The organism is Frankia sp. QA3, assembly GCF_000262465.1.
Classification (GTDB): domain Bacteria; phylum Actinomycetota; class Actinomycetes; order Frankiales; family Frankiaceae; genus Frankia.
The window spans coordinates 6,465,237-6,489,209 of sequence record NZ_CM001489.1; the positions used below are offsets into that span (position 1 = coordinate 6,465,237).

Here is a 23,973-nt window from a genome sequence, read left to right on the forward strand (position 1 = left end):
TGCCGCCCGGCGCCGGTCAGCAGGGGCGTCGGAGGGCCGCGGTCAGTCCTCGGCGATGATCGGGTCGGGCGGTGCCTCGTCTCGGGGGGTCTGGCGAGGGGTGGCTGCCCTCGTCCGGCCTGGGGTGGCGCGCCGTGACGATCGCGGCGGCCGGCTCGCCTCGGCGGGTTCGGCCTGAGTGGGCACCGCGCCGGTCGCGGGCGTGGGCGCCGGTTCGCCGGCCGGCTTCCTGGCGCGCGCGGGCGCCGGAGCGCGACGGGGCGTCTTGCCGGGCCTCGTCGCCGGGTCGGCCGGCTGCTCGATCCGCTGATCGGTCCGTGCCTTGGCGGCTCGCGCCGGCTTCGCGGTCTTCGCGGTCTTCGCGGTTTTGGTGGTCTTGGTGGCTCGGCGGGTACGGCTGCCGGTCGGGGCACCGGGCAGCACGACCGGACCGGGCATCGGCCGGATGACCCCGGCCTCGTCCCGGACCGCCAGGACGGGCAGCGGCCGGTCCGGGTGGTTGGCCTCATCGGCGGCCAGGGCGGCCGCCGAGCCGGGTTCGGCGAATCCCGGTTGCCAGCGCTCCATCTCGGCGCGGAAGTGGCCGGTGCTGCCGAGCTGGCAGAGGATCCCGATCGCGCCGAGAGTGACCCGGTGGATGAGCAGGTACGACGGCGGGAGGTTGAGCTGGCGGCCGAGCTGCGCCGCGGCGGAACGCCAGTCGCTCAGTCGCGCCGCCTCCTTGCGCAACCAGCCCCGCGAGAAGGTGAACTCCTCGTCGGCGATCGGCTCCAGCATCGGCGCGAGGTAGTCGAGCAGGTCCTCGGCGTCGATCTCGGCCGACGGCGGGATGAATCCCTCGGCGCGCAGGCCGGCGGCGACCGCCTCCGCATCGCCGGCCAGGGTCTGGCGGGCCAGCCGGCCGATCGGCGCTGGCAGGCCCCCGGGCAGGCGGTTCACGGCGCCGAAGTCCAGCACGCCGAGCCGGCCGTCGGGCAGTAGGCGGAAGTTGCCCGGATGCGGGTCGGCGTGCAGCAGGCCGGCCCGCCCGGGACACGAGTACAGGAACCGGACGAGCAGCAGGCCGGCGGCGTCGCGCTGCTCGGCAGAGCCGTCCGCGATGATGGCGGACAGCGGGATTCCGTCGATCCACTCGCTGACGAGCACCCGGTCGGAGCCGGCGAGCGGCCGCGGAACGACGATGTCCGGGTCGTCCGCGTATGCCTGCGCGAAGGCCGACTGCCACGCCGCCTCCAGCCGGTAGTCGAGCTCCTCGGTGATCCGGGCCTTGAGCTCCTCGACCAGCGGCTTGATGTCCAGCCCCGGGGTCACCGCGCTGAACAGCCGGGCCGCCCGCCCGAGCTGGGTGAGGTCGGCGACCAGGGCCGGGCCGGCCCCCGGGTACTGCACCTTCACCGCGACCGCCCGGCCGTCCGACCACACCGCCCGGTGGACCTGGCCGATGCTGGCCGCCGCGGCCGGCGTGTCGTCGAACTCGACGAACAACGACCGCCAGTCCGCCCCGAGCTCCTCGGCGAGGACGCGGTGCACCACGGGCGCCGGCAGCGGGGGCGCCGCCTCCTGGAGCTTGGTGAGCGCGGCTCGGTACGGCGCGGCGACCTCGTCGGGCAGCGCCGCCTCGAACACGGACAGCGCCTGGCCCAGTTTCATCGCGCCGCCCTTGAGCTCCCCGAGCACACGGAAGATCTGCGCGGCGGTGCGCTGCTGGAGTTCGGAGGCGACGGCCTCCGCGGGACGGCCGCCGATGCGCTTGCCGACGCCGAGCGTGGCGCGGCCGGCGATTCCGATCGGAAGCGTAGCCAGTTTGGCGGTGCGGACGACGGCCCGCCGTGGGATGTCGGACACTGCTCCATCGTGCCCTGTTCCGAGGCGTGAGGGGCACTGGCCGTGGGTAACAGCCGCGGCGATGTTGTCACCGCCGAGCCCGGCGCCGCGTGCCGGGCTCGGGCGTCCGGCACGCGGATCTCAGTCGTCGGTCCCGGCCTGCTGCGCCGCGGTTCGGGCGGTGCGGCAGGGACAGTTGGGGTGCACCGGCCAACTGCGCCGGCGGATGCGCCAGTCCGGTTGGGCGAGCTCCAGCGCCCCGTCAGCCGTTACTGGAAGGATCTTCGGAGCGAAGGTCGGTGTGTCGAACATCTCATCCTTGGTGCTTGCGGCCGGGTGAGGGAAGTCCAGGTTGTCGGACTGGTGAATCCCCGGGCCCGGGTCGGGGGCCTGCGGGACGGCGAGGTCGAGGAAGGCCAGCGCCTGCATGGCGGCGAGCGCGGCGACGAGGCTGGCCAGGGTGATCTCGCAGGGGTCGTGGCCGGCGGTGCGCGGGCGGACCAGCTGCATCGCCAGCATCGGCCAGAGCGGGTCGCGGGCGTGCCGGTGCAGGTGCTGACAGTGCAGACAGGCCGTCACGGCCGGCACGACGAGCGGGCCGACGATCCCCGTCGTCTCGCGCACTCCCGCCAGCAGATGCGCGGTCCCGCCGCGCTCGAGGTCGAGGCAGGCACCGGGCGCGACGGTCGGCGGCCCGACCGGGGCCAGCACGATCAGATCCGCGTCGAAGACGTCCGCCCCCGGCCCGTCGCCGCGTCCCGAGGGGGGCAGGCGGGCGGCCCGGGCGGATCCGGCCACGCCGGGACCGGGGTGCCGGTCGACCTGCCGGCGCACCCGGGTCATCGCCGTCCCCGCGGCGAGGGCCCTGGGCCGGCCGACGTCGTCGAGGCGCAGCCCGCCCGGGGAAACGTCGGCGGGCATCGTCACCCCCGCGTCGTCGACGACGACCCGGCCGACCCCGGCCGCGGCGAGCAGGGTCGCGATCTGGGCGCCGACCCGGCCGGCGCCCCGCACGAGCACCCGGGCGGTGCGCCGCGCGGCGATCACCAGGCGGGGACGGACCGGATCGGCGGAGCGGACCGACAACGCGGCGAGGTCGGGCAACAGACGGTCGCGGTCGGTCGAGGTCAGCGCCGCCGCGCCCGGGACTGGCGCCGCATCGTCAAGCAGGCCGGCCCCGCCGAGCAGGTCGAGCAGCTCCCGCGCGGCCTGGCCGCCGTCGAGGCGGACCTGCTCCAGCGTGCGGCGGCCGTCGAGGGCATCGAGCAGGGCCGCGTGCGGCGGGCCCAGATCGGCGACGAGGACGGCTCGGGCCGGGTCGATACCGAGTTGCAGGGTGGAGCCGTTGTGCCAGAGCCGACGAAGGCCCGGCTTGAGGATCGGGCGCATGGATCCCCCGCAGGTCCGCCGGCGGCCGGAGCCACCGGACACGGATCAGGATGGACCGGCCAGCCGGCCGGTTGATCCCCACCGTGCCACGCGGGTCCGACGGAACGCGAGACCGCGCCGGCGGCTGTGGAGAGCCTGTGGACCGTCCTGTGGATCATTCCTGGTCCGGGCGGGCTTGGCAGGGCCCCGGTCGCGTCGGTCCCGCGCGCGGACGGACTTGGCGGACGGACTTACCGGGTCACGGTGAGCCCTCGGCGTCGGGGGCAGAGCCGCCGGGGGTGTCCGGCTTGTCCGTGGGAGCGCCGGGGGACTTCCCGCCGCCCTCGGCGGGTGGCGTGTCGCGCAGCTTCTCGATCTCGCCGATCGGATCGTCCAGGACGCTGGCCGACGCGCCGGTGACGAAGCCGTCCGGCGCGGCCAGGTCGGCCGCCGTGGGCAGCAGGTCCGGGTGCGCCCACACCGCGTCGCGCCCCTCCCGCCCGCGCGCCTCGGCCAGCGCCGCCCACAGTGCGGCGGCCTCGCGCAGCTTGCGGGGGCGCAGGGAGAGCCCGACCAGCGTGGAGAAGGTCTGCTCACCGGGCCCACCCTCGGCGCGGCGGCGCCGGACCATCTCCCGCAGCCGGCCGGCGGCCGGCAGGTGACCGGTGGCCGCGGCGTCGGTCACGTGGTCGACCCAGCCCTCGATGAGGGCGAGGATCAGCTCGAGGCGGGCCAGCGCCGCCTTCTGCTCGGGCGTGGTCGCGTCGTTGAACACATCCTCCCCGAGCGCCTCGGACAGCCGCTCCGGGTTCATCAGAGCGGTCGGGTCGACCATCCGCATCACCCGGCCAACGGCCTCGGTGTCCACCGCGATGCCGCGGGCGTACTCCTCGACCGCGCCGAGCACGTGGGCGCGCAGCCAGGGCACGTGCGCGAACAGCCGGTTCGACGCGGCCTCCCGCAGCGCGAGGTAGATGCGCACCTCGTCCTCGGGAATCTCCAGCCCGGTCCCGAACGCGGCGACCCCCGCCGGGACCAGCGCGGCGGTCCCGGCCGGTCCCAGCGGCAGGCCCACCTCGGTCGATGAGACGACCTCCGCGGCCAGCGTGCCGATCGCCTGCCCCACCTGCGCGCCGAAGAGCATGCCGCCGACCTGGTTCATCATCTGCATGATCGGCCCGCCGGCGGCCATCAGGGCGCTGAGGTCGACCCCGGGCGGCAGGGCGTCGCGCAGCTCGCTGGGCAGCTCGATCCCGCCCCCGCCGAGCTGGCTCAGCCCGCTGGAGATCCCCGTGCGCATCGCCTCGACGACCTTGGCGGCGATCGGGTCGCACAGCGTCCGCCACACCGGCAGCGTCTTCTCGATCCACTCCACTCGCGACCAGGCGGCGGCGGTCGTCGCGCCGGCTGGCAGGGTCGTCATCGGGTCGAGCCAGACGTCGGCGATCCGCAGCGCCTCGGCGACCATGTGCTGCTGGCCCATGGGGACGCTCGACTCGCCGTCCCCCAGGGAGCGGACCGCCACCTGCCGGGCCAGCTCCCAGTTCACCGGACCGCCCTGCCAGGACAGCAGCCGCTCCAGCTCGGCGAAGAACGGCGCGCCGCCGCCGAAGGGGGACCGGGGCTCCTCGCCGCCGCCACCGGAGGACGCGAAGCCGAACGGGAAGTCGCCACTCATCGGACGTGGCCTGATCGGGGAGCGGGACGTCGCACGCGCGGTTGGGACATGAACCCACGGTAATGCGTTTTCTGCCCGCCGGGCGAAACGGAGGCCGCCACGGCCGGTTACGGTCGTAGACGTGGACTCGACGCGTTCTCCCGCACCCGTCCCGTCGGCCGGTGCCCCGGTGCGCGCGACCGCCGGGGCGGGCGGGCCCTCCCCGGCGCCGGGGGAGCCCGTCGCGGACGCCGGTCCCGATCGCGGCCCCGATGCCGCGGCCCCGGCCCGGGTCGTTCTCGCGGAGATTCGTGACACCCCGCTGTCGGTGGATGAATGCATGGCCGCCGTCCTGTTCCCGGACGTGGGCGGGATTGCGCTGTTCGTGGGCACCGTGCGTGATCACGACTCCGGTCGCGGGGTGACGGACCTCGCTTACGAGGCGCATCCGCGGGCGGCCGCCGAGATCGAGCGCGTCGCCGCCGAGGTGGCCGCCGGCGCGCCGGTGCGGGCGATCGCGGTGGCCCACCGTACGGGGCACCTCCGGGTGGGTGAGACCGCGGTCGTCGTGGCGGTGGGTGCGGCCCACCGGGCCGAGGCATTTGCCGCCTGTCGTCGTCTGATCGATGACATCAAGGCGCAGGTTCCCATTTGGAAACACCAGATTTTTGAGGACGGCGCGGCTGAATGGGTAGGCGCCTGCTGAGCGGGGCACCTACGATAGAAATAAGTCATCTTCTTACTCGTCTCGACGTCGAGGCTCCCATGTGGTTCCTGTTGATACCCCCTGTCGCCCTGCTCCTGACGGCCGTGTGGGTCGCCCTGCGCGGCCGGCCGGACCGCACCTCCGAAGCCATGATCACCATCGCGGGCTACCGGCGCAGCATGGCCGCGCTCGCCCGCCCGATTTCCGCCCAGTCCGCCACGCGGACCGGCGCCGACCTCGACGATTCCGGCTACCCCGAACCGCCCCCAGACGATGACCCGCTCTCCCTGAATGACCCGCTCTCTCCGAGTGACCCGCGCGACCTGGGTGTTCCGACCGGTGCGCAGGTGTCACCCTTCGCCGACACCGTGCCGATCGACGTGACGTCGTTGCGGCACCCGGCCGAGGGTCGCTCGCCCGAAACATCCTGAACGCGCGTCGGGCATCCGGCGTCCGGGGCACGGTCACGTGCCCCGGACGCCGGCCCGTCCGGGTGAGGGCCGGTACATAGACTGCGTTCATGGCCCGGCGCACCCAGTCTCTCGTGGTGGCGTCGGTACTGGCGTTGGCGCTCTTGGTCGTGGGCCTGTGGATGCCGGTACCGTTCGTCACCCTGGCCCCCGGGCCGGTCACCGACACGCTCGGCGCTGTCGACGGCACCCGCCTGATCACGATCGAGGGGCGCCGCACCTTCCCGACCTCCGGTCGGCTTGAGCTGACCACGGTCGAGGAGACCCCCAAGCTCAATCTGGTCAGCGCCCTGCAGGACTGGATCGACGACGACCGGGCGGTCGTCCCCACCGAGCTCATCCGTCCCCGCGGCTCCAGCCAGGAGCAGGTCCAGCAGGAGAACGCCCAGGCCATGCTGGACTCGCAGGACCAGGCCACGGCGGCCGCGCTCGCCCAGCTCGGCATCGCGGCGACGGGTCGATCGGTCGCGGTCTACACCGTTCCCGACGGTTCGCCCGCCGCCGGCAAGCTCGCGACCGGCGACGTCGTCACCCAGGTCAACGGAGTCGCCGTGACGACCCAGGACCAGCTACGCGCCCAGATCGGCAAGGCCCGCCCGGGGACGGCCGTGACCGTCGCCTACAAGCGGGGCAGCAAGCCGGCCACCGTCAGCATCATCACCCGCCCGGCGACCGACGACCCGTCCCGCGCCATGATCGGCATCACCACGACCGAGAAGCGGACCTATCCGTTCACCGTCCGCATCCGGCTGTCGGACGTCGGCGGTCCGAGCGCGGGCCTGATGTTCGCGATGGGGATCGTGGATCTGCTCACCCCTGGGGCACTCACCGGAGGGAAGACCATCGCCGGTACCGGGACGATCACGGCGGCCGGCGAGGTCGGGCCGATCGGCGGCATTCAGCAGAAGGTGCTCGGTGCGAAGGCGTCCGGGGCGTCGATCTTCCTTGTGCCGGCGGCGAACTGCGCGGACGCCCGTTCGGTGGACTCCGGCAGCGGGCTGCGCCTGGTGAAGGTCGACACCCTGGCCGGGGCCCTGAAGGCGGTCGACGCCCTGCGGACGAATCCGGCGGCGAGTGTGCCGTCCTGCTGAGCGGTCCGACCATCGGGGCCGGCCGGGTGGGCTGGGCTGGCCGGGTGGGCTGGGCTGGCCGGGTGGGCTGGGCCGGCCGGGTGGGGCGTGCGGACGGCCCCCGGACCACGCGGGTCGCCGGCCGCCCCACCCGGCGGTTGGAGTCACTGGAATGTCGCGAGCAGCCCGTCAACGAGGTTGTCGGCCAGATCGGGATCGACGACGAGCTCGTCGTCCCCACGCACCCGCAGGCAGGAGGCGTGCAGCCCGCTGCGGGTCACCCCGACGGCGAGCCGGACGTCCTGGCGCTCCGGGTGGTTCGCGGCCCAGTACTCGATCTCGTGGTCGGAGTACGGCGCCTCCTCCTCCGCGCTCGGTGGGAGGACGACGAGCTCGGTCACCAGCACGCAGCCCAGTACCTCAGGGGGCCACCCGATCCCGGCGAGCACCTCGTCGAGCCGGCCCACCGGCAACGGCTCCTGCTCGACCGGGGTCAGCGAACCGGGCGGTGAATCCCCGATGTGGGGGGCCAGCGCGGGTTCCCGCGCCAGCAGATCGGCGGTGTCGGCGAGGGCGTAGACCTGGCTGGGCTGGTCCCAGCCTGAATCCGCGACGTGTCGCTCGACCTCGAGTACTACGGAGGTCAGCTCCGTGATGTTCGGGTTGCTCACCAACCCATCCTCTCCGATCTCCCCTGAGTGCCTGGCGTAGGTTGCCGTACTGGGGCGGTACGCGCCCCTCGTGTCGGCACCGCCCGGCTGGTAGGCCCGGAAACCCCAGACCCGGCCTTCCGATGAACACCCGACCGCCCTGACCGCACGGAGGAACTGTGGCAACGACCAGTCGCCGCCCGGTGCTGACCCGCGCCAAGGTGATCGTCCCGGTGCTGCTGGTCCTCGCCCTCGTGATCGCGCTCTTCGCCGTCTTCACGCGGCTCTACACGGACCTGCTGTTCTACCGCTCGGTCGATTTCAGCAAGGTCTTCACGACCGTCATCTACACTCGGATCCTGTTGTTCCTCATCTTCGGTGCGGTGATGGCCGTCGTCATCGGGACCAATATCGTACTTGGTTACCGGTTTCGTCCGCAGTTGCGCCCGCTCTCCACCGAACAGCAGAATCTCGAACGCTACCGGTCGGCGATCGAGCCGTACATGAAGCTGATCCTGCTCGGCATCGCGGCGGTGTTCGGCCTGGCCGCGGGGCTGTCCGCGTCCGGTCGGTGGCGGACCTGGCTGCTGTGGGTGAACGGCGAGTCGTTCGGGACCACGGACGCCCAATTCCACCGGGACATCAGCTACTACACCTTCACGTACCCGTTCCAGCGCTTCCTGCTCGGCTTCCTGCTGACCGCCGTGCTGCTGTCGCTGCTGGTCACCGTGCTGACCCACTACCTGTTCGGCGGCATCCGGCTGCAGACGCCGGGGGAGCGGGTGACGCCCGCCGCCAAGGCGCATATCTCCGTGCTGCTCGGACTGCTCGCGCTGCTCAAGGCGTGGGCCTACTACCTCGACCGCTTCGGCGCGGTGTTCTCCTCGCGCGGGGTCGGGACCGGCGCCTCCTACACCGACGTCCACGCGGTGCTGCCCGCGAAGCTGATCCTGTTGTTCATCTCGCTGGCCTGCGCGGTGCTGTTCATCTACAACATCTTCCAGCGCGGCTGGACGCTGCCGCTGCTGGGCGCGGGGATCCTCGTGCTGTCCTCGGTGGTCATCGGCGGCATCTACCCGGCGTTCATCCAGCAGTTCCAGGTGCGGCCGAACGAGGCGACCCGCGAGCAGCCGTACATCGACCGCAACATCGCGGCGACCCGAACCGCCTACGGCATCCAGAACGTCAAGCCGCAGCCGTACGAGGCCCGCACCGACGTCACCGCCCCGCAGGTCGCCGCGGACACCGGCACGGTGCCCAACATCCGCCTGCTCGACCCGAGCAAGCTGTCGCGCACCTTCCAGCAGCTCCAGCAGATCCGCGGTTACTACACCTTCGGCAAGACCCTCGACGTCGACCGGTACACCGTGACCGGCGCCGACAAGAAGAAGACCACCCGCGACTACGTCGTCTCCGTGCGGGAGCTCAACCAGGCCGGGCTCGGCGCCGACCAGCGCAACTGGATCAACGAGCACCTGACCTACACCCACGGCAAGGGATTCGTCGCCGCGCCGTCGAACACCGTCGATGCGGGCCAGCCCGACTTCGACAAGGGCGAGCGGAACCTGCCTCAGGAGGGCGACCTCGGGGTCAAGGAGAACCGGGTCTACTTCGGCGAGCTGTCGCCGAACTACTCCGTCGTCGGCACCCGCCAGGTGGAGATCGACGGACCCGGCCCCGGGGCCGACACCCAGGCCACAACGACCTACACCGGCGACGGCGGGGTCTCGATCGGCTCGACGCTGCGGCAGGCCCTGTTCGCGCTGCGCTTCGGCGAGAAGAACCTGCTGCTGTCCGGGGACATCACCAAGAACTCCCGGATCCTCTACGAGCGCAACCCGCGGGAGCGGGTCAGCAAGGCCGCGCCCTGGCTCACCCTCGACGGCGACCCGTACCCCGCGGTCGTAAACGGCCGCATCACCTGGATCCTCGACGGCTACACCACGTCGGACGGCTATCCCTACTCCGCCCGGCGGACCCTGGGCGACGTCACCGCCGACTCGGTCACCGCGCAGAGCGGCAACCGCACCCGGCAGGCCGCGAACCAGGTCAACTACATCCGCAACTCGGTGAAGGCCACCGTCGACGCCTACAACGGCACTGTCACCCTCTACGCCTGGGACGAGTCCGACCCGGTGCTGCGGACGTGGATGAAGGCGTTCCCGGACACGGTCAAGCCGAAGCGCGACATCTCCCCGTCGCTGCGGGAGCACCTGCGCTACCCCGAGGACCTGTTCAAGGTGCAGCGCGACCTCATCGGCCGGTACCACGTGTCCGACCCGCGGGACTTCTACTCGCAGGAGGACTTCTGGGAGGTGTCGGACTCACCGGACGGCAGCGGACAGCCGCAGCCGCCGTTCTACGTCTACAGCCAGCTACCCGGGCGGTCGGGCCCGTCGTACAACCTGACCTCGCCGTTGATCTCGGCCCGGTCGTCGAAGCTCGCGGCCTACATGGCGGTGTCCAGCGACCCGGCCAACTACGGGCAGTTCACCCTGCTCAAACTCCCGCCGGGGAACACGATCAACGGCCCCGTGCAGGTGCAGAACGCGATCGAGGCGAACGCCGACGTCGTCAACAAGCTCACCCTGTGGCGGGGAGCGGGCTCGCAGACCATCGAGGGCAACCTGCTGACCCTGCCGGTCGCGGGCGGGCTGCTCTACGTCGAGCCCTACTACGTCCAGGCCCGGGGCAGCACCGGCTACCCCACCCTGCAGGGCATTGCCACCGCCTTCGGGGAGCGCATCGGCTTCGGCACCTCGCTGGGGGAGGCGCTCGACAAGGTCTTCGGCCCCGGGGCCGGTGCGGCCGCGGCCGGCGCCGGTAGCGGAGCCACCACGATCACTGGTGGCAGTCAGGGCGGTACTCAGGGCGGCGGTGGATCGGGCGCCGCCCCACGGGGCACGTCCGGACTGCGGGACGCCGTCAACGACGCCGACAGCGCGTACAAGGCCGGCCAGGACGCCCTGCGGAAGAACCCGCCGGACTTCACCGCCTACGGCCAGGCGCAGACCGACCTGGCCAACGCGCTGGGTCGGCTGCGGACGCTCGCCAGCCCACCCACGACCCCGCCGGCCGCGAGCCCCTCGCCGGGCGGCTCCGCGGCGCCCACGCCCCGCGGCACCGCCGCAGCCGGCTCCGCGCCGCCGACGCCGACCACCTCGCAAGCGGCCGCGGCTCCCACGATCAGCCCACCGCAGCAGCCCCGGGCGGCGCCCGCAGCCGGCTGAAGCTCCCGGAACGGGACGATCCGCCCCCTTTGTGATCTTCGCCAGGAACTTCCCAAAATCAGGGCCGCCATCGGTTTGACATCTGCCGGTGGCGGCCCTGTATAGTAAAGACACACCGACGCGGGGTGGAGCAGCTCGGTAGCTCGCTGGGCTCATAACCCAGAGGTCACAGGTTCAAATCCTGTCCCCGCTACCAGCCGAAGGGGCTCCCGGAGAATTCTCCGGGAGCCCCTTCGCATTCCACCGTTCGCAGGCTCTGCCTCTGCCGCGCTCCAGTAGAGATCCGCGCACCCGCGCCGGGCGCGGCGTCCTGGCCTGCATACCCGCTGCGGACGACCGCCCGGCCGTCCTCACGTCGCCGCCGCTCTCCTGCCACGCTCCCCGCCCGACACCGCCAACCAGCCCGGCCTTGTCTTCCCGGCCAGCTCGCGGCCAGCTCGTGCCGAGGCTCAACCACGGTTCTGGCCCGAAAAACCGTGGCTGGACCTCGGCACGAGCTACGTATGCGGCCGATCACCGAAAGACACCGCAGTCGGCGGCCCCAGATCCGGTACTGATCAGTGGCGGCAAGGTCGTGGCTGACGCGCGAGACCGAGTTACGACCCCTCAAAGGATGGTCAGCGATCCGTCGTCGCGCTGGTCCTGCACCATTGCAATCGCGTTGCGATCTCTCCAGGGATGATCGGCTGCGCGCCGGCACGGCGCAGTGAGCGTCGACAGTCGACGACCAGGCTGGAGCCAGGGGACGGCCGGCCAGCTCGGCGCGGGGGCCGGCCTTGCTGGCTGGCCGATCGTCGCTGGCCCGGTCAGCGACCGCGGGGCGTGCGCCAGGGGCTGGCGGGACGGACCGCCTCGGCGGCGCGGACCAGGGCCTGGGCGAGGTGACGGGCCTCGTCGGGGTCGAGATAGGCGGCGGCGAGCGTATCCAGCATCGGGGCGTCCAGCCGCAGGAGGATCACCGGTGCCGTGCCGGCGCTCGCCGGAGGCTCGGGCCGCACGGTGATCTCAGCCTGGCCAATGCGAGTAATTATTATGCCGTCCTGCGGGTCATGGTGGACCAGCGCCATGCTCACCCCATCGTGTCTGGGCCGAGTTGTTTGACAGTCATTGCACGAGTTGGACTCTTGTTGGTACTGCTTGGTTGTTCGAGGGACGGTGTCGGCGGCGTGACTCCGCGGTCCGTTCCCTTCTGCCGGCGCCTCACCCGTGGCGACGAGTGCGCATCCACCGGTTCGGACCCGGACATGTGTCCGGCCACGGCTTATCGCCGTTGTCGTCTCGCTTCGCCACTGCTGGCTGCCGTCCCGTTCGTGCCCCCGGCCCCCGGGCCGCCCCTGTCCGCCCATCCCGCACCTGGCACGTCAGCGCGCTCCCCAGGTGTAGGTCTGCTTCACCAGACGCAGGTAGACGAACGTCTCCGTGGCGAGCACCTGGGGCAGGGCGCGGATCCGGGCGTTGATCAGATCCAGCAGGTGCTCGTCGTCCTCGGCGACGATCTCGACGATGAGGTCGAACGAGCCGGCCGTGAGCACGACGTAGTCGACCTCGGGGAGCTCGGCGATGGTGTCGGCGACCACCCGGGTGTCACCGGTGACCCGCACGCCGATCATGGCTTCCCGGTGGAAGCCGACCCGCAGCGGATCGGTGACGGCGACGATCTGCATCACCCCGGCGTCGAGCAGCCGCTGGACCCGCTGCCGCACCGCCGCCTCGGACAGCCCGACGGCCGCCGCCATCGCCGCGTAGGAGCGCCGGCCGTCCTGCTGGAGCTGCTCGATGATCGCCTTGTTGATGTCGTCTAGCAGCCCGTCCGAGGCGGATCGCTGGCCGGGTGTCCGTCGAGACTGCACCCGGCATCCTCCTCGTCTCGCCCGGCGGCGCGCCGGTCCGATCGCCGGCCGGGGCGCCGGGCCGCGCCGGCTCGGACCCTTCGGATGGCGTCTGCTGTCATCGTATGGCTACGAGTGAACGAACGGGGAAGCGATACCCAAATCGGCTTTTGTCTACGGATTCCCTCGCTCAATGGCCGGTCGAGCTACGCTTTCGGTAGGCGCTTGGCTGAAGGGATGCGTGGACGGTGTCGAATCTGATCGTTTCCGAGGCAAGTGTGACCCAGGCCGCACTTCATGCCAGGGCGGCGGAGCTCACCGAACGGGAGGAGGCCCGTCTGCAGGCCCGTACCCGGGGTTCCGAACGGCTGCACGCGCGGGCGGCGCGGTCGATGACGTCGGGAGTGCCGTCGTCGTACCAGATCCGCGACCCGTGGCCGATCTACCTCACCCGGGGCCAGGGCTCGCTGGTGTGGGACGTCGACGGCAACGAGTACGCCGACTTCCACAACGGCTTCGGGTCGATGGTCCAGGGCCACGCCCACCCCGCGATCGTGCGGGCGGTGACCGAGCGGGTCGCCCTCGGCACCCACTTCGCGATGCCGACCGAGGACTCGGTCGTGGTCAGCGAGGAGCTCGCCCGCCGGTTCGGGCTGCCGCAGTGGCGCTACGTCAACTCCGGCTCCGAGGCGACGATGGACGCCATCCGCATCGCCCGCGGGGTCACCGGCCGCGACACGATCATCAAGATCTTCGGCTCTTACCACGGCCACCACGACTACGTGATGGTGTCGATCGGTGCGCCCTACGACGACATCGGCCCGGCCGACAACATGAACTCCCTCGGCTACGGCGCGGGCATCCCGCAGGCCGTCATCGACCTCACCGTGCCGGTCCCGTTCAACGACGCCCCCGCGATGGAACGTCGGATCGAGGCGCTCGCCGCCGAGGGCCGCCTCCCCGCCTGCGTGATCATGGAGGCGGCGATGATGAACCTGGGCGTCGTCCTGCCAGAGCCCGGCTACCTGGAGGCGGTCCGGGAGATCACCGCCCGGCATGGCATCATCCTGATCTTCGACGAGGTCAAGACCGGCCTGTGCGTCGCGGCCGGCGGTGCCACCGAGCGCTTCGGCGTGCGTCCCGACATGATCACGCTGGCCAAGGCGCTCGGCGGCGGCCTGCCGTCGGGCGCCATCGGCGCGACCGTCGAGATCATGGAGGTCGTCGCCTCGGACAAGGTCAAGCAGGTCGGCACGTACAACGGCAACCCGCTGACCATGGCCGCCGCCCGAGCGAGCCTGTTCGAGGTGCTCACCCCCGACTCCTACGCCCACCTCGATCGCCTCAACGACCGCCTGATCGCCGGCTGCGACGAGATCCTCGCCCGCCACGGCATCCCCGGCTACACCGTCGGGATCAGCTCCAAGGGATGCGTGCACTTCACCGACGCACCCATCCGCGACTACACGTCCTTCATGGCACACCAGAACGCCGAGCTGCCCGAGCTCGCCTGGCTCTACAACGCCAACCGCGGCGTCCTGATGGCGCCCGGCCGCGAGGAGGAGTGGACCCTGTCGGTGCAGCACACCGATGCCGACGTCGACCGCTACCTCGACAGCCTCGACCACCTCGCTCACGACCTCACGGCCTGAGACGTGACCGGACGCCCTCGAGATCAACGCGGCTGGGCGCTCTCTCTTTCGAGGGGTCACCGAAGCGCACCAGACCGGGGTCCGAGGGCCGGGCACGGGAGCGCTGATGATCATCGGGGGATCGTCATTGTGCGACCGCTCGCTTGTAAGGCGAGCGCTCTCCTGCATCTGATCCCCTGGCTGGATCGCGGCCGACGGGGAGGGTCAGTGGCCGGTTAGGTGGTCCAGGGCGGGGCCGAGGCGGGAAGGACGGCCGGTGCGGTTCTCCCGGGTGTCGGTGGCGGCGGCGAGCAGGCGGCCGGCGTTGATGCCGAGCCAGCGGGCCGGTTCGGGTTCCCAGGGGCGGCGGTGGTCGACGACCCAGGGGAGTTCCGTGCGGGGTGAGCGGTGGCCGCGGATCAGGTCGGCGAGGGTTCGTCCGGCCAGGGCGGCGGCGGCCACGCCGTCGCCGACGTAGCCGCCCGCCCAGGCCAGGCCCGTGTCGGGATCGAAGGAGACGCCGGGGGTCCAGTCGCGGGGGACGCCTAGGGGGCCGCCCCAGCGGTGGGTGATCCGGGCGCTCGCGGCGGCGGGGAACAGGGTGGCCAGGGTGCGGCGGAGGTGCTCGAAGACGGCGGGGGAGGAGTCGAACGCGGGGCTGGTGCGCGAGCCGAAGTGGTAGGGCGCGCCGCGGCCGCCGAGGACGATCCGGCCGTCGGCGCTGCGCTGGGCGTAGATGAGCAGCCGGCGCCCGTCGGACAGGGTGACTCGGCGGTTCCAGCCGATTTCCGTCCAGACCGACTCCGGTAGCGGCTCCGTGGCGATGATCAGCGAGTAGACGGGGGCGAGGTCGCGGCGCAGGCCGGGCAGGGTGGCGGTGTAGCCCTCGGTGGCCCGCACGACGACGCCGGCCTGGATCTCGCCGTCGGCCAGCACGACCCGGCCCGGCTCGAGGCGCTGGGCGGGGGAGTGCTCGAACAGCTCGGCGCCGTGGCGCTGTACCGCCGCCGCGAGGCCGCGGACGAGCTTGAGCGGGTGCAACGCGGCGCACTGCGGGTCGAGGATCCCGCCGAGCGCGCCGGGCACCCGGACGAGGCGTGCGGCCTGGTCGGCGTCCAGCCAACGGGGCGCGGAGTCGACGGTGGGCGCGGGCGGACCGGTGACGGCGGCCGTCGAGGCGTGCGGCCCGGTCGCGGCAGGGGTCCGGGCTGCGGCGCCAGGGCGGGCTGCGGCGGCGGGGCGGGCTGCGGCGCCAGGGCCGGATGCGGCGGCGGGGCGGGCTGCGGCGGCGGGGCGAGATGTCGCGGCGGGGAGGGTCGCGCGCAGGCGGGTGAGCTGGGCGGGGGTGGTGGCGAGTTCGAGGAAGCCGTCCTTGACGAGGTCGCAGTCGATGCCCTCGGTGCGGCAGACGGCGTCGATGGCGTCGATGGTGGCCGCGAGTGGCTCTCGCATCGCCTCCGCCATCGACTGGACGGGGAACAGCGCCGAGCACCAGCCGCCGTTGCGCCCGGACGCGCCGAATCCGGCGGTCTCCCGCTCGACGACGGCCACCCGCAGGTTCGGGTCGTCTCGGCGCAGATGGTAGGCGGTCCACAGGCCGGTGAAGCCGGCGCCGACGATGCAGACGTCGGCGGTGAGCCTGCCCAGCAGCCGGGGCCGGGGTGCCGGAGCGGGGCCGGCGGTGTCCAGCCACAGGGACGGTACGGCGGCGGCGGGACGGCGGCGGCCCGGCATCGTTTCGACCTGCCTTTCGAAGGGGCCGTGCGCCGTCGGCTGGACCGGGCGCGGGTAGCGTGTTTCCGTGGCGTCACGCTCGTTTGTTCACGCTATCCGTGGCCTGAAGTTCGTGGAAGCATCGTAAACGTTGTGGCGACATGTCCGGCGGCCGGGCGGTCGGGAGACGATCAGCGCTAGGAGAGATGTATGGATGCGATCCTCGCCAACTTCATCGGCGGCGTCTCCCGCCAGGCCGCCGACGGCGAGACGATGTCGATTCTGAACCCCTCGACCGGAGAGCTGTTCGCCCAGGCCCCGCGTTCGGGCGCCGCCGACGTCGACGCGGCCGTCCACGCCGCGTCGACGGCATTCGAGACCTGGCGCGACACCACCCCGTCCGAGCGCTCCCGGGCGCTGCTGCGCCTCGCGGACGCGTTGGAGGAACGGGCCGACGAGGTCGCCGCGGTGGAGAGCACCAACACGGGCAAGCCGCTGCAGCTCACCGTGGACGAGGAGATCGGGCCGTCCGCCGACCAGATCCGCTTCTTTGCCGGGGCCGCGCGCCTGCTGGAGGGCCGGGCCGCCGGGGAGTACCTGGCCGGGCATACCAGCTACGTCCGCCGCGAGCCGGTCGGGGTCTGCGCGCAGGTCACGCCGTGGAACTACCCGCTGATGATGGCGGTGTGGAAGATCGCCCCGGCGATCGCGGCGGGCAACACGGTCATCCTCAAGCCGTCGGACACGACCCCGGCGTCCAGCCTGCTGCTCGCCGAGATCGCCGCGGAGTTCCTCCCGCCCGGCGTGCTCAACGTCGTGTGCGGCGACCGGGACACCGGGCGGGCGCTGGTCGCGCACCCGGGGCCGGCGATGGTGTCGGTGACCGGCAGCGTGCGGGCCGGCATGGAGGTGGCGCGGGCGGCGGCCGACTCGCTCAAGCGGGTGCATCTGGAGCTCGGCGGCAAGGCGCCGGTCATCGTCTTCGACGATGTGGACCCGGCCGCCGTCGCCGCCGAGATCGCCGGCGCCGCCTACTTCAACGCCGGCCAGGACTGCACGGCGGCCACGAGGGTGCTGGCCGCGCCCGGGATCCACGACGATCTCGCCGCCGCGCTGGCCGAGGCGGCCCGGGGCACCGCGACCGGCTCCCCGGACGAGACCGACGTGGACTACGGCCCGCTGAACAGCGCCGGCCAGCTCGACCGGGTGGGCGGGTTCGTCCAGCGGGCGCCGGAGCATGCCGAGGTGCTCGCCGGCGGCGCGGCCCTCGACCGGCCCGGCTACTTCTACCCCGCGACGGTCGTCGCCGGCCTGCGCCAGGACGACGAACTCATCCAGTCGGAGATCTTCGGCCCGGTCATCACGATGCAGCGGTTCGATTCCGAGGACACCGCGGTGGCCTGGGCGAACGGTGTGGAGTACGGCCTGGCCTCCAGCGTCTGGACGCGCGACCACGGCCGGGCCATGCGGGTCGCGCGTCGCCTGGACTTCGGTTGCGTATGGATCAACACTCACATCTCGATCGTCGCGGAGATGCCGCACGGCGGATTCAAGAAGAGCGGTTACGGCAAGGACCTGTCCGTGTACGGCCTGGAGGACTACACCAGGATCAAGCATGTGATGAGCAACATCGAGTTCTGACCTGGGGTGGCGATGACCGTCGATGCGCCGAGTGTCGGGGCTGGGGGGCTGACCCCGCGATTTGTCACGGTCCACGGGTACCGGCGCTGCTATCTGCGCGCCGGCCGCGGACCGGTGCTGCTGCTGATCCACGGCATCGGGGACAACGCCCGCACCTGGGCGCCGATCATTCCCCAGCTCGCCCGGCGCCATACGGTGATAGCCCCCGACCTGCTCGGGCACGGAGAGTCGGAAAAGCCACGCGGGGACTACTCGGTGGCCGGCTACGCCTGCGGCATGCGTGACCTGCTGACCGTGCTCGGCATCGAGCGGGCGACGGTCGTCGGGCATTCGCTCGGTGGCGGGGTCGCGATGCAGTTCGCCTACCAGTTCCCGGAACGCTGCGAGCGGCTGGTCCTCGTGTCCACCGGCGGGGTCGGGCCGGATCTGCACCCGGCGCTTCGGGCCGCGGCGCTGCCCGGTGCCGGGGCGGTGCTGTCGCTGCTCGGCGTCCCACCGGTGCGCCTCGCCGGCTGGGCCGGGCTGCGGGCGCTGCGGCTGCTGCACACCGATCTGGGCCGCGACGCCGAGGACATCCTGCATGTCTGCGACTCCCTCGAGGTGCCGACGGCGCGGGCCGCCTTCCTGCGGACGCTGCGTTCCGTGGTCGACGCGCGCGGGCAGGCCATCACGATGCTCGACCGCTGTTATCTGGCCGCCGGGATGCCGTCGCTGATCGTCTGGGGCGATCGGGACGCGGTGATCCCGATCGAACACGCTCGGATCGCGCATGCGGCCATGCCTGGAAGCCGCCTGGAGATCTTTTCCGGCGCGGGGCATTTCCCCCATCACAGCGATCCTGCGCGCTTCCGGCGGGTTCTCGAGGATTTTTTGGCCACGACCAGGCCGGCGAGCCACTCGCCGCGCCAGTGGCGGATGCTACTGCGCGAGCATGCCCGGGAGGTGCGGGCCACCCGCCCGGCGGACCAGCCCGGCACACCGCCGCTGGCCGCCCCCGCCGCCGCCGAGAACGCCGCCGCCGCGGCCCCCCGTTCGGGGACACCCAGGGCGGGGGCACCCAGGGCGGGGGAGCGGCAATCGCGGGGCACCGGCCGGGGCGGACCGCACGATCCGGGCGCGCCCCTCGGCTGATACCCGCCGCAGGCCCGGTATCAGGTCATTTCGGGTCCGGCGTGGGCGGCGCGCCGGCGGCGCGGCGAGGTTCGGGCCTATGCCCTCGCGGCCTCGAGATGGACGGCTTAGCGGCGGGCGGGCCGGAACTCCCTCCGACAGATGCGGTCATGCTCTTCTCGGCTGAACCGCTCTCCTCGACGCTCTTCGTCACCGGGAAGTTCCCGGGGTCGACGGAGATCATGCTCACTCGTACCTTGTGCATGGCCGCCTGTTCGGGCCAGCCGGCGTTCGGATGATGCACAGTCTTCGGCGCGGGTCTGCATTAACAGGTCGCCACCCGCTATCGTGGAGTTCAACGGGCAGGCCGGCGTCAATATGGCCTATCCTTGGTTGCGTAACACCAAAGTCCTCAAATCTCGGAGGTCGACCCTTGGCACGCCGTGCACGACTCAGCTGGCCGCAGGAACGGCGCCAGGCGAGTGAAGTGGTTGTCAGCCGGGTTGACCCCGGGCGGGGCTGGACGCTGGAGCAGGCTCGTGACCTGGTGCGACAGGGTTACTCGGTCGAGCATGTCGCGGAACGCACCGGGTTTCCGGAGCAGATGCTGAAAGTCGCTGAGGAGGACTGAGCGGAGCCGGCTGTCATCCCCGTGTCAGGAAAGTGCCACGGGGAGCCATGGTCGCTCACCGTCGCCGGCCACGAGGTTATCGCTTCCACCGGCCAATCGCCGGTTCGGTCGGCGGATCTTTCGCGGCCACTCTCCGTCGGTGGTTGCTATAGCTACCTGAAGCTAACCTAACCGCTGACGATATGACAGTGCGCCGGAGCCGGGTCACGCTGCGCACAACGCAATGGCTCGCTTCGTTCGCTTCGCCAACCAATTGCCGGCGGTGTGCCGCCTGCGTGGGTTCCGACTCACCCGCTGGCCCGGGGCTATGCTGCGGCGGAACCGGTGACCCGCACCAGCCGCGCGAGATGGTCGCTGTAGACCGCGTCGAGCCCGTATCCGGCCAAGCGGGTCAGAGTGCTTGTGCTCTGCGCATCCCACCCGAACGCGGCGATACCGAGATCATGCAGAACGCCGACGATCCCGGCCCGCGGCGGCGTCCATTCCCGAGTCCGCAGGTTCAGCGCGGCCACACCGGCGGCGCGCAGCCGCCCGCCGTATGCGCTGACCCCGCCTCCATCCATCACGTTGCGCACCGACGTGGAGTTCACCAGGCGCACGTCCGGATCCCGGGCCCGGAAGGCGGCGAGCTCCGGGAGGTTCCCGCACAGCCATAACCGCTGGGCCGCCGCGCTGCCACCCGCCTGCCGGGTGACGGCGACCACGGCGTCCGCCGCGGTCGCCCAGCCACCGGGCGGACCCTTCAGATCCAGACTGAACTCGAACGACGTGCCGAGCTCCGCGTAGAACGCGGCCAGCGTCGGCAGCCAACCGGGCAGCCGGTCGGCGGTCAGATCACTGATCCGCCGCCGCCGGCCGGGCGGTCCGAGAACCCCGTCGTGGTGCAGCACCGGCATCCCGTCCGCGGTCAGCCAGGCATCCGACTCCAACCCGCTTGCCCCGCCGGCCAACGCACGCCGGAACGCGGGCAGGGTGTTCTCCCGTTGGTGCGGGGCCGGCGCCCCGCGGTGCGCGAAGCCGATCACCGGCCATCACTCTTTCCCGTCATCCGAATGTCAAGACCGTCCGGTGAAACTCGGCGGGTACCGCGCGGGTGGAACCTCAGCGGGTGAAGGAACGCAGCGCCACGTCGTGCAGGTGGCCGTTCGTCGTCAGCACGGTGCCGTGGCCCGGCCCCCGCCGGCCCGTCAGGTCGGTGAACCGGCCGCCGGCCTCCTCGACGATGACCTGAAGCGCCGCCATGTCCCACAGGGACACCTCGGGTTCGCAGGCCAGGTCCACCGCGCCCTCGGCGACCATCATGTGCGACCAGAAGTCGCCGTAGGCCCGGGTCCGCCAGACCTGGTCGGCCAGGTGCAGGAACTGGTCGAGCCGGTCCGCGGTCCGCCAGCCCTCCACCGAGGCGAAGGACATGAACGCGTCCCCCAGCCGGCTGACCGAGGAGACCTTGAGCCCCCGGGTGTCACCGGTGGCGTCCCGGGTGAACGCTCCGGTGCCCCGGGCCCCCCACCAGCGCCGGCTCATCGCGGGTGCGCTTGCCACGCCGACGACCATCTGGCCGTCCACCTCCAGGCCGAGCAGAGTGCCCCAGACCGGCACGCCGCGCACGAAGTTCTTCGTGCCGTCGACCGGGTCGAGGATCCAGCGCCGCCGGGCGCCCGCGCCGACGAGCCCCTCCTCCTCGCCGAGGACGGCGTCCCCCGGCCGGGCGACGGCGAGCCGCTCCCGGATCATGGATTCGACGGCGGTGTCGGCGTCGGAGACCGGCGTGTTGTCCGGCTTGGATTCGACGTGCAGGTCAACGGCTTGGAAGCGGGAAAGAGTAATCCGATCGGCAGCGTCCGCGAGACTCAGCGCGAGCGCGAGATCGTCGGCGACGGCGACGGCGTCGATGTCCTCGGTCGATTCGGTGCCCACGGAGGTGGGGTTAGGCGGGGTCACGCCTGCGAGACTACGAGTCGAGCCCACTCACGCGTCGGTGACGCGGACGGCGGGGCCCACGTGGCGGGAAGAGTGTGACCAATCTCCCGATGCGCTTTCTCATATCGGGGTTCCGCGGGCGCCCAGCAACCGGCGAAGGCTCGCGAGCCGGGCGGCGTCGGCGTCACCGTCGCGAACCGCCGAGTCCAGGGCGCAGTCGGGCGACGGGGCGAAATGCTCGCAGCCGGGCTGGCAGTGCTCGGCCGCGGCGGCGAGGTCGGAGAAGGCGCGCAGCACCCGGTTCGGCGTCACCGCGCCGAGGCCGAACGACCGTACCCCCGGGGTGTCGATCACCGTTCCGTCCCCCGGGAGCAGCAGCGCCACCGCCGCCGACGACGTGTGCCGCCCGCGGCCCGTCACCGCGTTGACCTCGCCGATCGCCAGGTCCGCAGCCGGCACCAGCCGGTTGACCAGGCTGGACTTCCCGACCCCGCTGTGGCCGAAGAACACACTGACCCGGTCGGTCAGCAGCGCCAGCAGCGGGTCGAGGTCGCTGTCCGGGTGGGTCGTCAGCACCGGGAACCCCAGCGGCCGGTACAGCTCGATCAGCGGCGCGGGGTCGGCCAGGTCGGTCTTGGTCAGGCACAGCGCCGGGGACAGCCCGCCGTCGTAGGCGGCGACCAGGCAGCGGTCGATCAGGCCCGGCCGCGGCACCGGATCGGTCACCGAACAGACGATGACCAGGATGTCGGCGTTCGCGACGATCGGCCGCTCCGCCGGGTCGCTGTCGTCGGGGGTGCGCCGCAGGACGCTCGTGCGTTCCTCGCGGCGCACCAGCCGTGCCAGCGCCCCGGACGTCCCCGAGACGTCGCCGACCAGCGCGACCCGGTCCCCGACGACCACCGACGTGCGGCGCATCGACCCGCCGCGCACGGCGGCGACCAGCCGCTGCGGCGTCGGGTCCGGCCGGCAGGTGTAGCGGCCGCGGTCGACCCCGACCACCACCGCCGGCACCGCCTCGGCATGCTCGGGCCGCTCCCGGGTCCGGGGACGCGAGCTGCGTCCTGGTCGCACCCGGACGTCGTCCTCGTCCAGTTCGCGGGCCATCGGCTAGCCCGCGGCCCGGTACGTCGCGCCGCTCATCCGGCCATCCGCGCCCCTCATCCGGCCAGCATCGCCGTCCACATGAGGGGGAAGTCCGGCACCGTCTTGCCGGTCGTCGCGATGTCGTCGATGACGATCCCCGGCACGACCAGGCCCACCACCGCGTACGCCATCGCCAGCCGGTGGTCGGCGCGCGGGTCGAGCCGCGCGCCGCGCAGGGGCGCCGGCTCGATCGCCAGCCCGTCGTCCGTCACCGCGATCCGCGCGCCGAGACTGCCGAGCTCCTGGGCGAGGGCGAGGAGCCGGTCGGTCTCCTGCAGCCGCAGGTGCCCGATGCCGCGCAGCCGGGAGGGCGAGTCGGCGAGGACGGCGAGCGCGGTCAGGACGGGCGCGGCCTCCCCGAAGTCGCCGAGGTCGACGTCGATCCCGTGGATCCCGCCGCCGCCGCTGACCGCCAGCCCCTGCGGCGTGCGCTCGGTCGTGGCGCCCATCGCCGCCAGCAGCGTGGGGAGCATCCGACCGGGCTGCTCGGTCGCCTCGGGCCAGTCCGGCACCACCACCCGTCCGCCGGTGGCGAGCGCCGCCGCGAGGAAGGCCGCGGCGCTGTTCATGTCCGGCTCGATGGCCCGGTCGGCGGCGACGAGTTCGCCCGGCTCGACCCGCCAGCGCCGGCTGCCGTCGGCGCCGGGCGGCGCGACCTCGACCAACGCGCCGGCCGCCCGCAGGTCCGCGACCGTCATGTCCAGATAGGGGCCCGACGGCAGGCGCGCCCCGCGGTGGACGACCGTGACCCCGGCGTCGTAGCGGGGGGCGGCGAGCAGCAGCCCGGAGACGAGCTGGCTGGAGTCGGAGGCGTCCACGGTGACCTCGCCGCCGGGCAGCCGGCCGCAGCCGCGCACGGTGAAGGGCATCCGGTCGCCGTCGATGTCGGCGCCGAGCCGGCGCAGCGCGCCGAGCAGCGGAGTGAGCGGCCGGTCGCGCATGCGGGCGTCGCCGTCGAACACGACGTCCCCCTCGCGCAGGGTCGCCAGGGCCGGGGTGAACCGGGCGACGGTGCCCGCGTTGCCGCACTCGGCCCGCGCGCCGGCGGCGACCCGCGGCGACGGCGCGGGCCGCACGACCCAGTCCGGGCCGTCGGTGTCGATCTCGGCACCCAGCGCGCGCAGCACCCCGGCCATCAGCAGGGTGTCCCGCGAGCGCAGGGCGCCGCGCAGCCGGGACGTCCCGTTCGCCAGGGCGGCGAGGACGAGCGCCCGGTTCGTGCCGGACTTCGCGCCCGGCACCGGGACGACGGCCGTCACGGGGCGCTGCGCGGTCGGGGCCGGCCACGGGTCGGACTGCGTGCCCGTGGCCTCAGTGCCGGTCAGGATGCTCACCATGACAGCATGCCGGATTGGCGGCCGCCCCCGGCGTGTCCGT

Annotated in this window: 18 protein-coding genes and 1 tRNA gene; 8 read left to right on the top strand and 11 right to left on the bottom strand. The window is 72.5% G+C overall.

What is annotated here, in order from left to right; translation table 11 throughout:
• Nucleotides 1-42: 42 nt before the first annotated feature.
• From FRAQA3DRAFT_RS26510 to FRAQA3DRAFT_RS26520, 3 genes are all read right to left on the bottom strand, one after another.
• Complete coding sequence (locus tag FRAQA3DRAFT_RS26510) at nucleotides 43-1,845, bottom strand: AarF/ABC1/UbiB kinase family protein (protein ID WP_009742135.1); 1,803 nt, start codon at nucleotides 1,843-1,845, stop codon at nucleotides 43-45.
• 120 nt (nucleotides 1,846-1,965) lie between these two features.
• Nucleotides 1,966-3,213: a ThiF family adenylyltransferase gene (locus tag FRAQA3DRAFT_RS26515; RefSeq protein ID WP_009742136.1), complete on the bottom strand. Its 1,248-nt coding sequence runs from the start codon at nucleotides 3,211-3,213 to the stop codon at nucleotides 1,966-1,968.
• 238 nt (nucleotides 3,214-3,451) lie between these two features.
• Entirely contained in the window at nucleotides 3,452-4,870 is a 1,419-nt protein-coding gene (locus FRAQA3DRAFT_RS26520) for a zinc-dependent metalloprotease (protein WP_009742137.1), read from the bottom strand.
• 169 nt (nucleotides 4,871-5,039) lie between these two features.
• Here FRAQA3DRAFT_RS26520 and FRAQA3DRAFT_RS26525 point away from each other — a divergent pair, with 169 nt between their 5' ends.
• The 3 genes from FRAQA3DRAFT_RS26525 (at nucleotide 5,040) to FRAQA3DRAFT_RS26535 (ending at nucleotide 7,116) form a co-directional block, all read left to right on the top strand.
• Complete coding sequence (locus tag FRAQA3DRAFT_RS26525) at nucleotides 5,040-5,555, top strand: molybdenum cofactor biosynthesis protein MoaE (RefSeq protein ID WP_009742138.1); 516 nt, start codon at nucleotides 5,040-5,042, stop codon at nucleotides 5,553-5,555.
• A gap of 104 nt (nucleotides 5,556-5,659) precedes the next feature.
• Entirely contained in the window at nucleotides 5,660-5,986 is a 327-nt protein-coding gene (locus FRAQA3DRAFT_RS26530) for a hypothetical protein (RefSeq protein WP_232291781.1), read from the top strand.
• 89 nt (nucleotides 5,987-6,075) lie between these two features.
• Nucleotides 6,076-7,116 (top strand): PDZ domain-containing protein, encoded by a 1,041-nt coding sequence (locus tag FRAQA3DRAFT_RS26535; protein WP_009742140.1) that lies wholly within the window; start codon nucleotides 6,076-6,078, stop codon nucleotides 7,114-7,116.
• A 143-nt stretch (nucleotides 7,117-7,259) separates the two neighbouring features.
• Here FRAQA3DRAFT_RS26535 and FRAQA3DRAFT_RS26540 read toward each other — a convergent pair whose 3' ends face one another.
• Nucleotides 7,260-7,766, bottom strand: coding sequence for a PPA1309 family protein (locus FRAQA3DRAFT_RS26540; RefSeq protein WP_009742141.1), 507 nt, complete (start codon nucleotides 7,764-7,766; stop codon nucleotides 7,260-7,262).
• Nucleotides 7,767-7,924: 158 nt separating this feature from the next.
• Here FRAQA3DRAFT_RS26540 and FRAQA3DRAFT_RS26545 point away from each other — a divergent pair, with 158 nt between their 5' ends.
• Together FRAQA3DRAFT_RS26545 and FRAQA3DRAFT_RS26550 are read left to right on the top strand one after the other, a co-directional pair.
• Nucleotides 7,925-10,975, top strand: a complete 3,051-nt coding sequence (locus FRAQA3DRAFT_RS26545) for a UPF0182 family protein (protein WP_009742142.1) — start codon at nucleotides 7,925-7,927, stop codon at nucleotides 10,973-10,975.
• A gap of 119 nt (nucleotides 10,976-11,094) precedes the next feature.
• Nucleotides 11,095-11,171: transfer RNA gene (locus FRAQA3DRAFT_RS26550), tRNA-Met, on the top strand.
• Nucleotides 11,172-11,781: 610 nt separating this feature from the next.
• On the opposite strand, the gene FRAQA3DRAFT_RS26555 is transcribed toward FRAQA3DRAFT_RS26550, so the two are convergent.
• Together FRAQA3DRAFT_RS26555 and FRAQA3DRAFT_RS26560 are read right to left on the bottom strand one after the other, a co-directional pair.
• The gene (locus FRAQA3DRAFT_RS26555) at nucleotides 11,782-12,042 is read right to left on the bottom strand and encodes a hypothetical protein (RefSeq protein WP_009742143.1); all 261 of its coding nucleotides are present in this window, start codon (nucleotides 12,040-12,042) and stop codon (nucleotides 11,782-11,784) included.
• Nucleotides 12,043-12,336: 294 nt separating this feature from the next.
• Nucleotides 12,337-12,825: an Lrp/AsnC family transcriptional regulator gene (locus FRAQA3DRAFT_RS26560; protein WP_009742144.1), complete on the bottom strand. Its 489-nt coding sequence runs from the start codon at nucleotides 12,823-12,825 to the stop codon at nucleotides 12,337-12,339.
• A 227-nt stretch (nucleotides 12,826-13,052) separates the two neighbouring features.
• On the opposite strand from FRAQA3DRAFT_RS26560, the gene FRAQA3DRAFT_RS26565 reads away from it, so the two are divergent.
• Nucleotides 13,053-14,456: an aspartate aminotransferase family protein gene (locus FRAQA3DRAFT_RS26565; RefSeq protein ID WP_009742145.1), complete on the top strand. Its 1,404-nt coding sequence runs from the start codon at nucleotides 13,053-13,055 to the stop codon at nucleotides 14,454-14,456.
• Between the two features lie 204 nt (nucleotides 14,457-14,660).
• On the opposite strand, the gene FRAQA3DRAFT_RS31855 is transcribed toward FRAQA3DRAFT_RS26565, so the two are convergent.
• Nucleotides 14,661-16,169 (bottom strand): FAD-binding oxidoreductase, encoded by a 1,509-nt coding sequence (locus FRAQA3DRAFT_RS31855; protein WP_009742146.1) that lies wholly within the window; start codon nucleotides 16,167-16,169, stop codon nucleotides 14,661-14,663.
• A 189-nt stretch (nucleotides 16,170-16,358) separates the two neighbouring features.
• On the opposite strand from FRAQA3DRAFT_RS31855, the gene FRAQA3DRAFT_RS26575 reads away from it, so the two are divergent.
• Both FRAQA3DRAFT_RS26575 and FRAQA3DRAFT_RS26580 read left to right on the top strand, forming a co-directional pair.
• Entirely contained in the window at nucleotides 16,359-17,789 is a 1,431-nt protein-coding gene (locus FRAQA3DRAFT_RS26575) for a gamma-aminobutyraldehyde dehydrogenase (protein ID WP_009742147.1), read from the top strand.
• Between the two features lie 12 nt (nucleotides 17,790-17,801).
• Nucleotides 17,802-18,920: an alpha/beta fold hydrolase gene (locus FRAQA3DRAFT_RS26580; protein WP_009742148.1), complete on the top strand. Its 1,119-nt coding sequence runs from the start codon at nucleotides 17,802-17,804 to the stop codon at nucleotides 18,918-18,920.
• A 915-nt stretch (nucleotides 18,921-19,835) separates the two neighbouring features.
• Here the strand turns inward: FRAQA3DRAFT_RS26580 and FRAQA3DRAFT_RS26595 are convergent.
• From FRAQA3DRAFT_RS26595 to aroA, 4 genes are all read right to left on the bottom strand, one after another.
• Nucleotides 19,836-20,555, bottom strand: a complete 720-nt coding sequence (locus FRAQA3DRAFT_RS26595; RefSeq protein ID WP_009742149.1) for a glycerophosphodiester phosphodiesterase — start codon at nucleotides 20,553-20,555, stop codon at nucleotides 19,836-19,838.
• Nucleotides 20,556-20,631: 76 nt separating this feature from the next.
• On the bottom strand, nucleotides 20,632-21,471 hold the full coding sequence (hisN, locus tag FRAQA3DRAFT_RS26600) for a histidinol-phosphatase (RefSeq protein WP_009742150.1): 840 nt from the start codon (nucleotides 21,469-21,471) through the stop codon (nucleotides 20,632-20,634).
• 99 nt (nucleotides 21,472-21,570) lie between these two features.
• Complete coding sequence (rsgA, locus tag FRAQA3DRAFT_RS26605; RefSeq protein WP_009742151.1) at nucleotides 21,571-22,557, bottom strand: ribosome small subunit-dependent GTPase A; 987 nt, start codon at nucleotides 22,555-22,557, stop codon at nucleotides 21,571-21,573.
• Nucleotides 22,558-22,610: 53 nt separating this feature from the next.
• Nucleotides 22,611-23,933, bottom strand: a complete 1,323-nt coding sequence (gene aroA, locus FRAQA3DRAFT_RS26610) for a 3-phosphoshikimate 1-carboxyvinyltransferase (RefSeq protein ID WP_009742152.1) — start codon at nucleotides 23,931-23,933, stop codon at nucleotides 22,611-22,613.
• Nucleotides 23,934-23,973 lie beyond the last annotated feature (40 nt).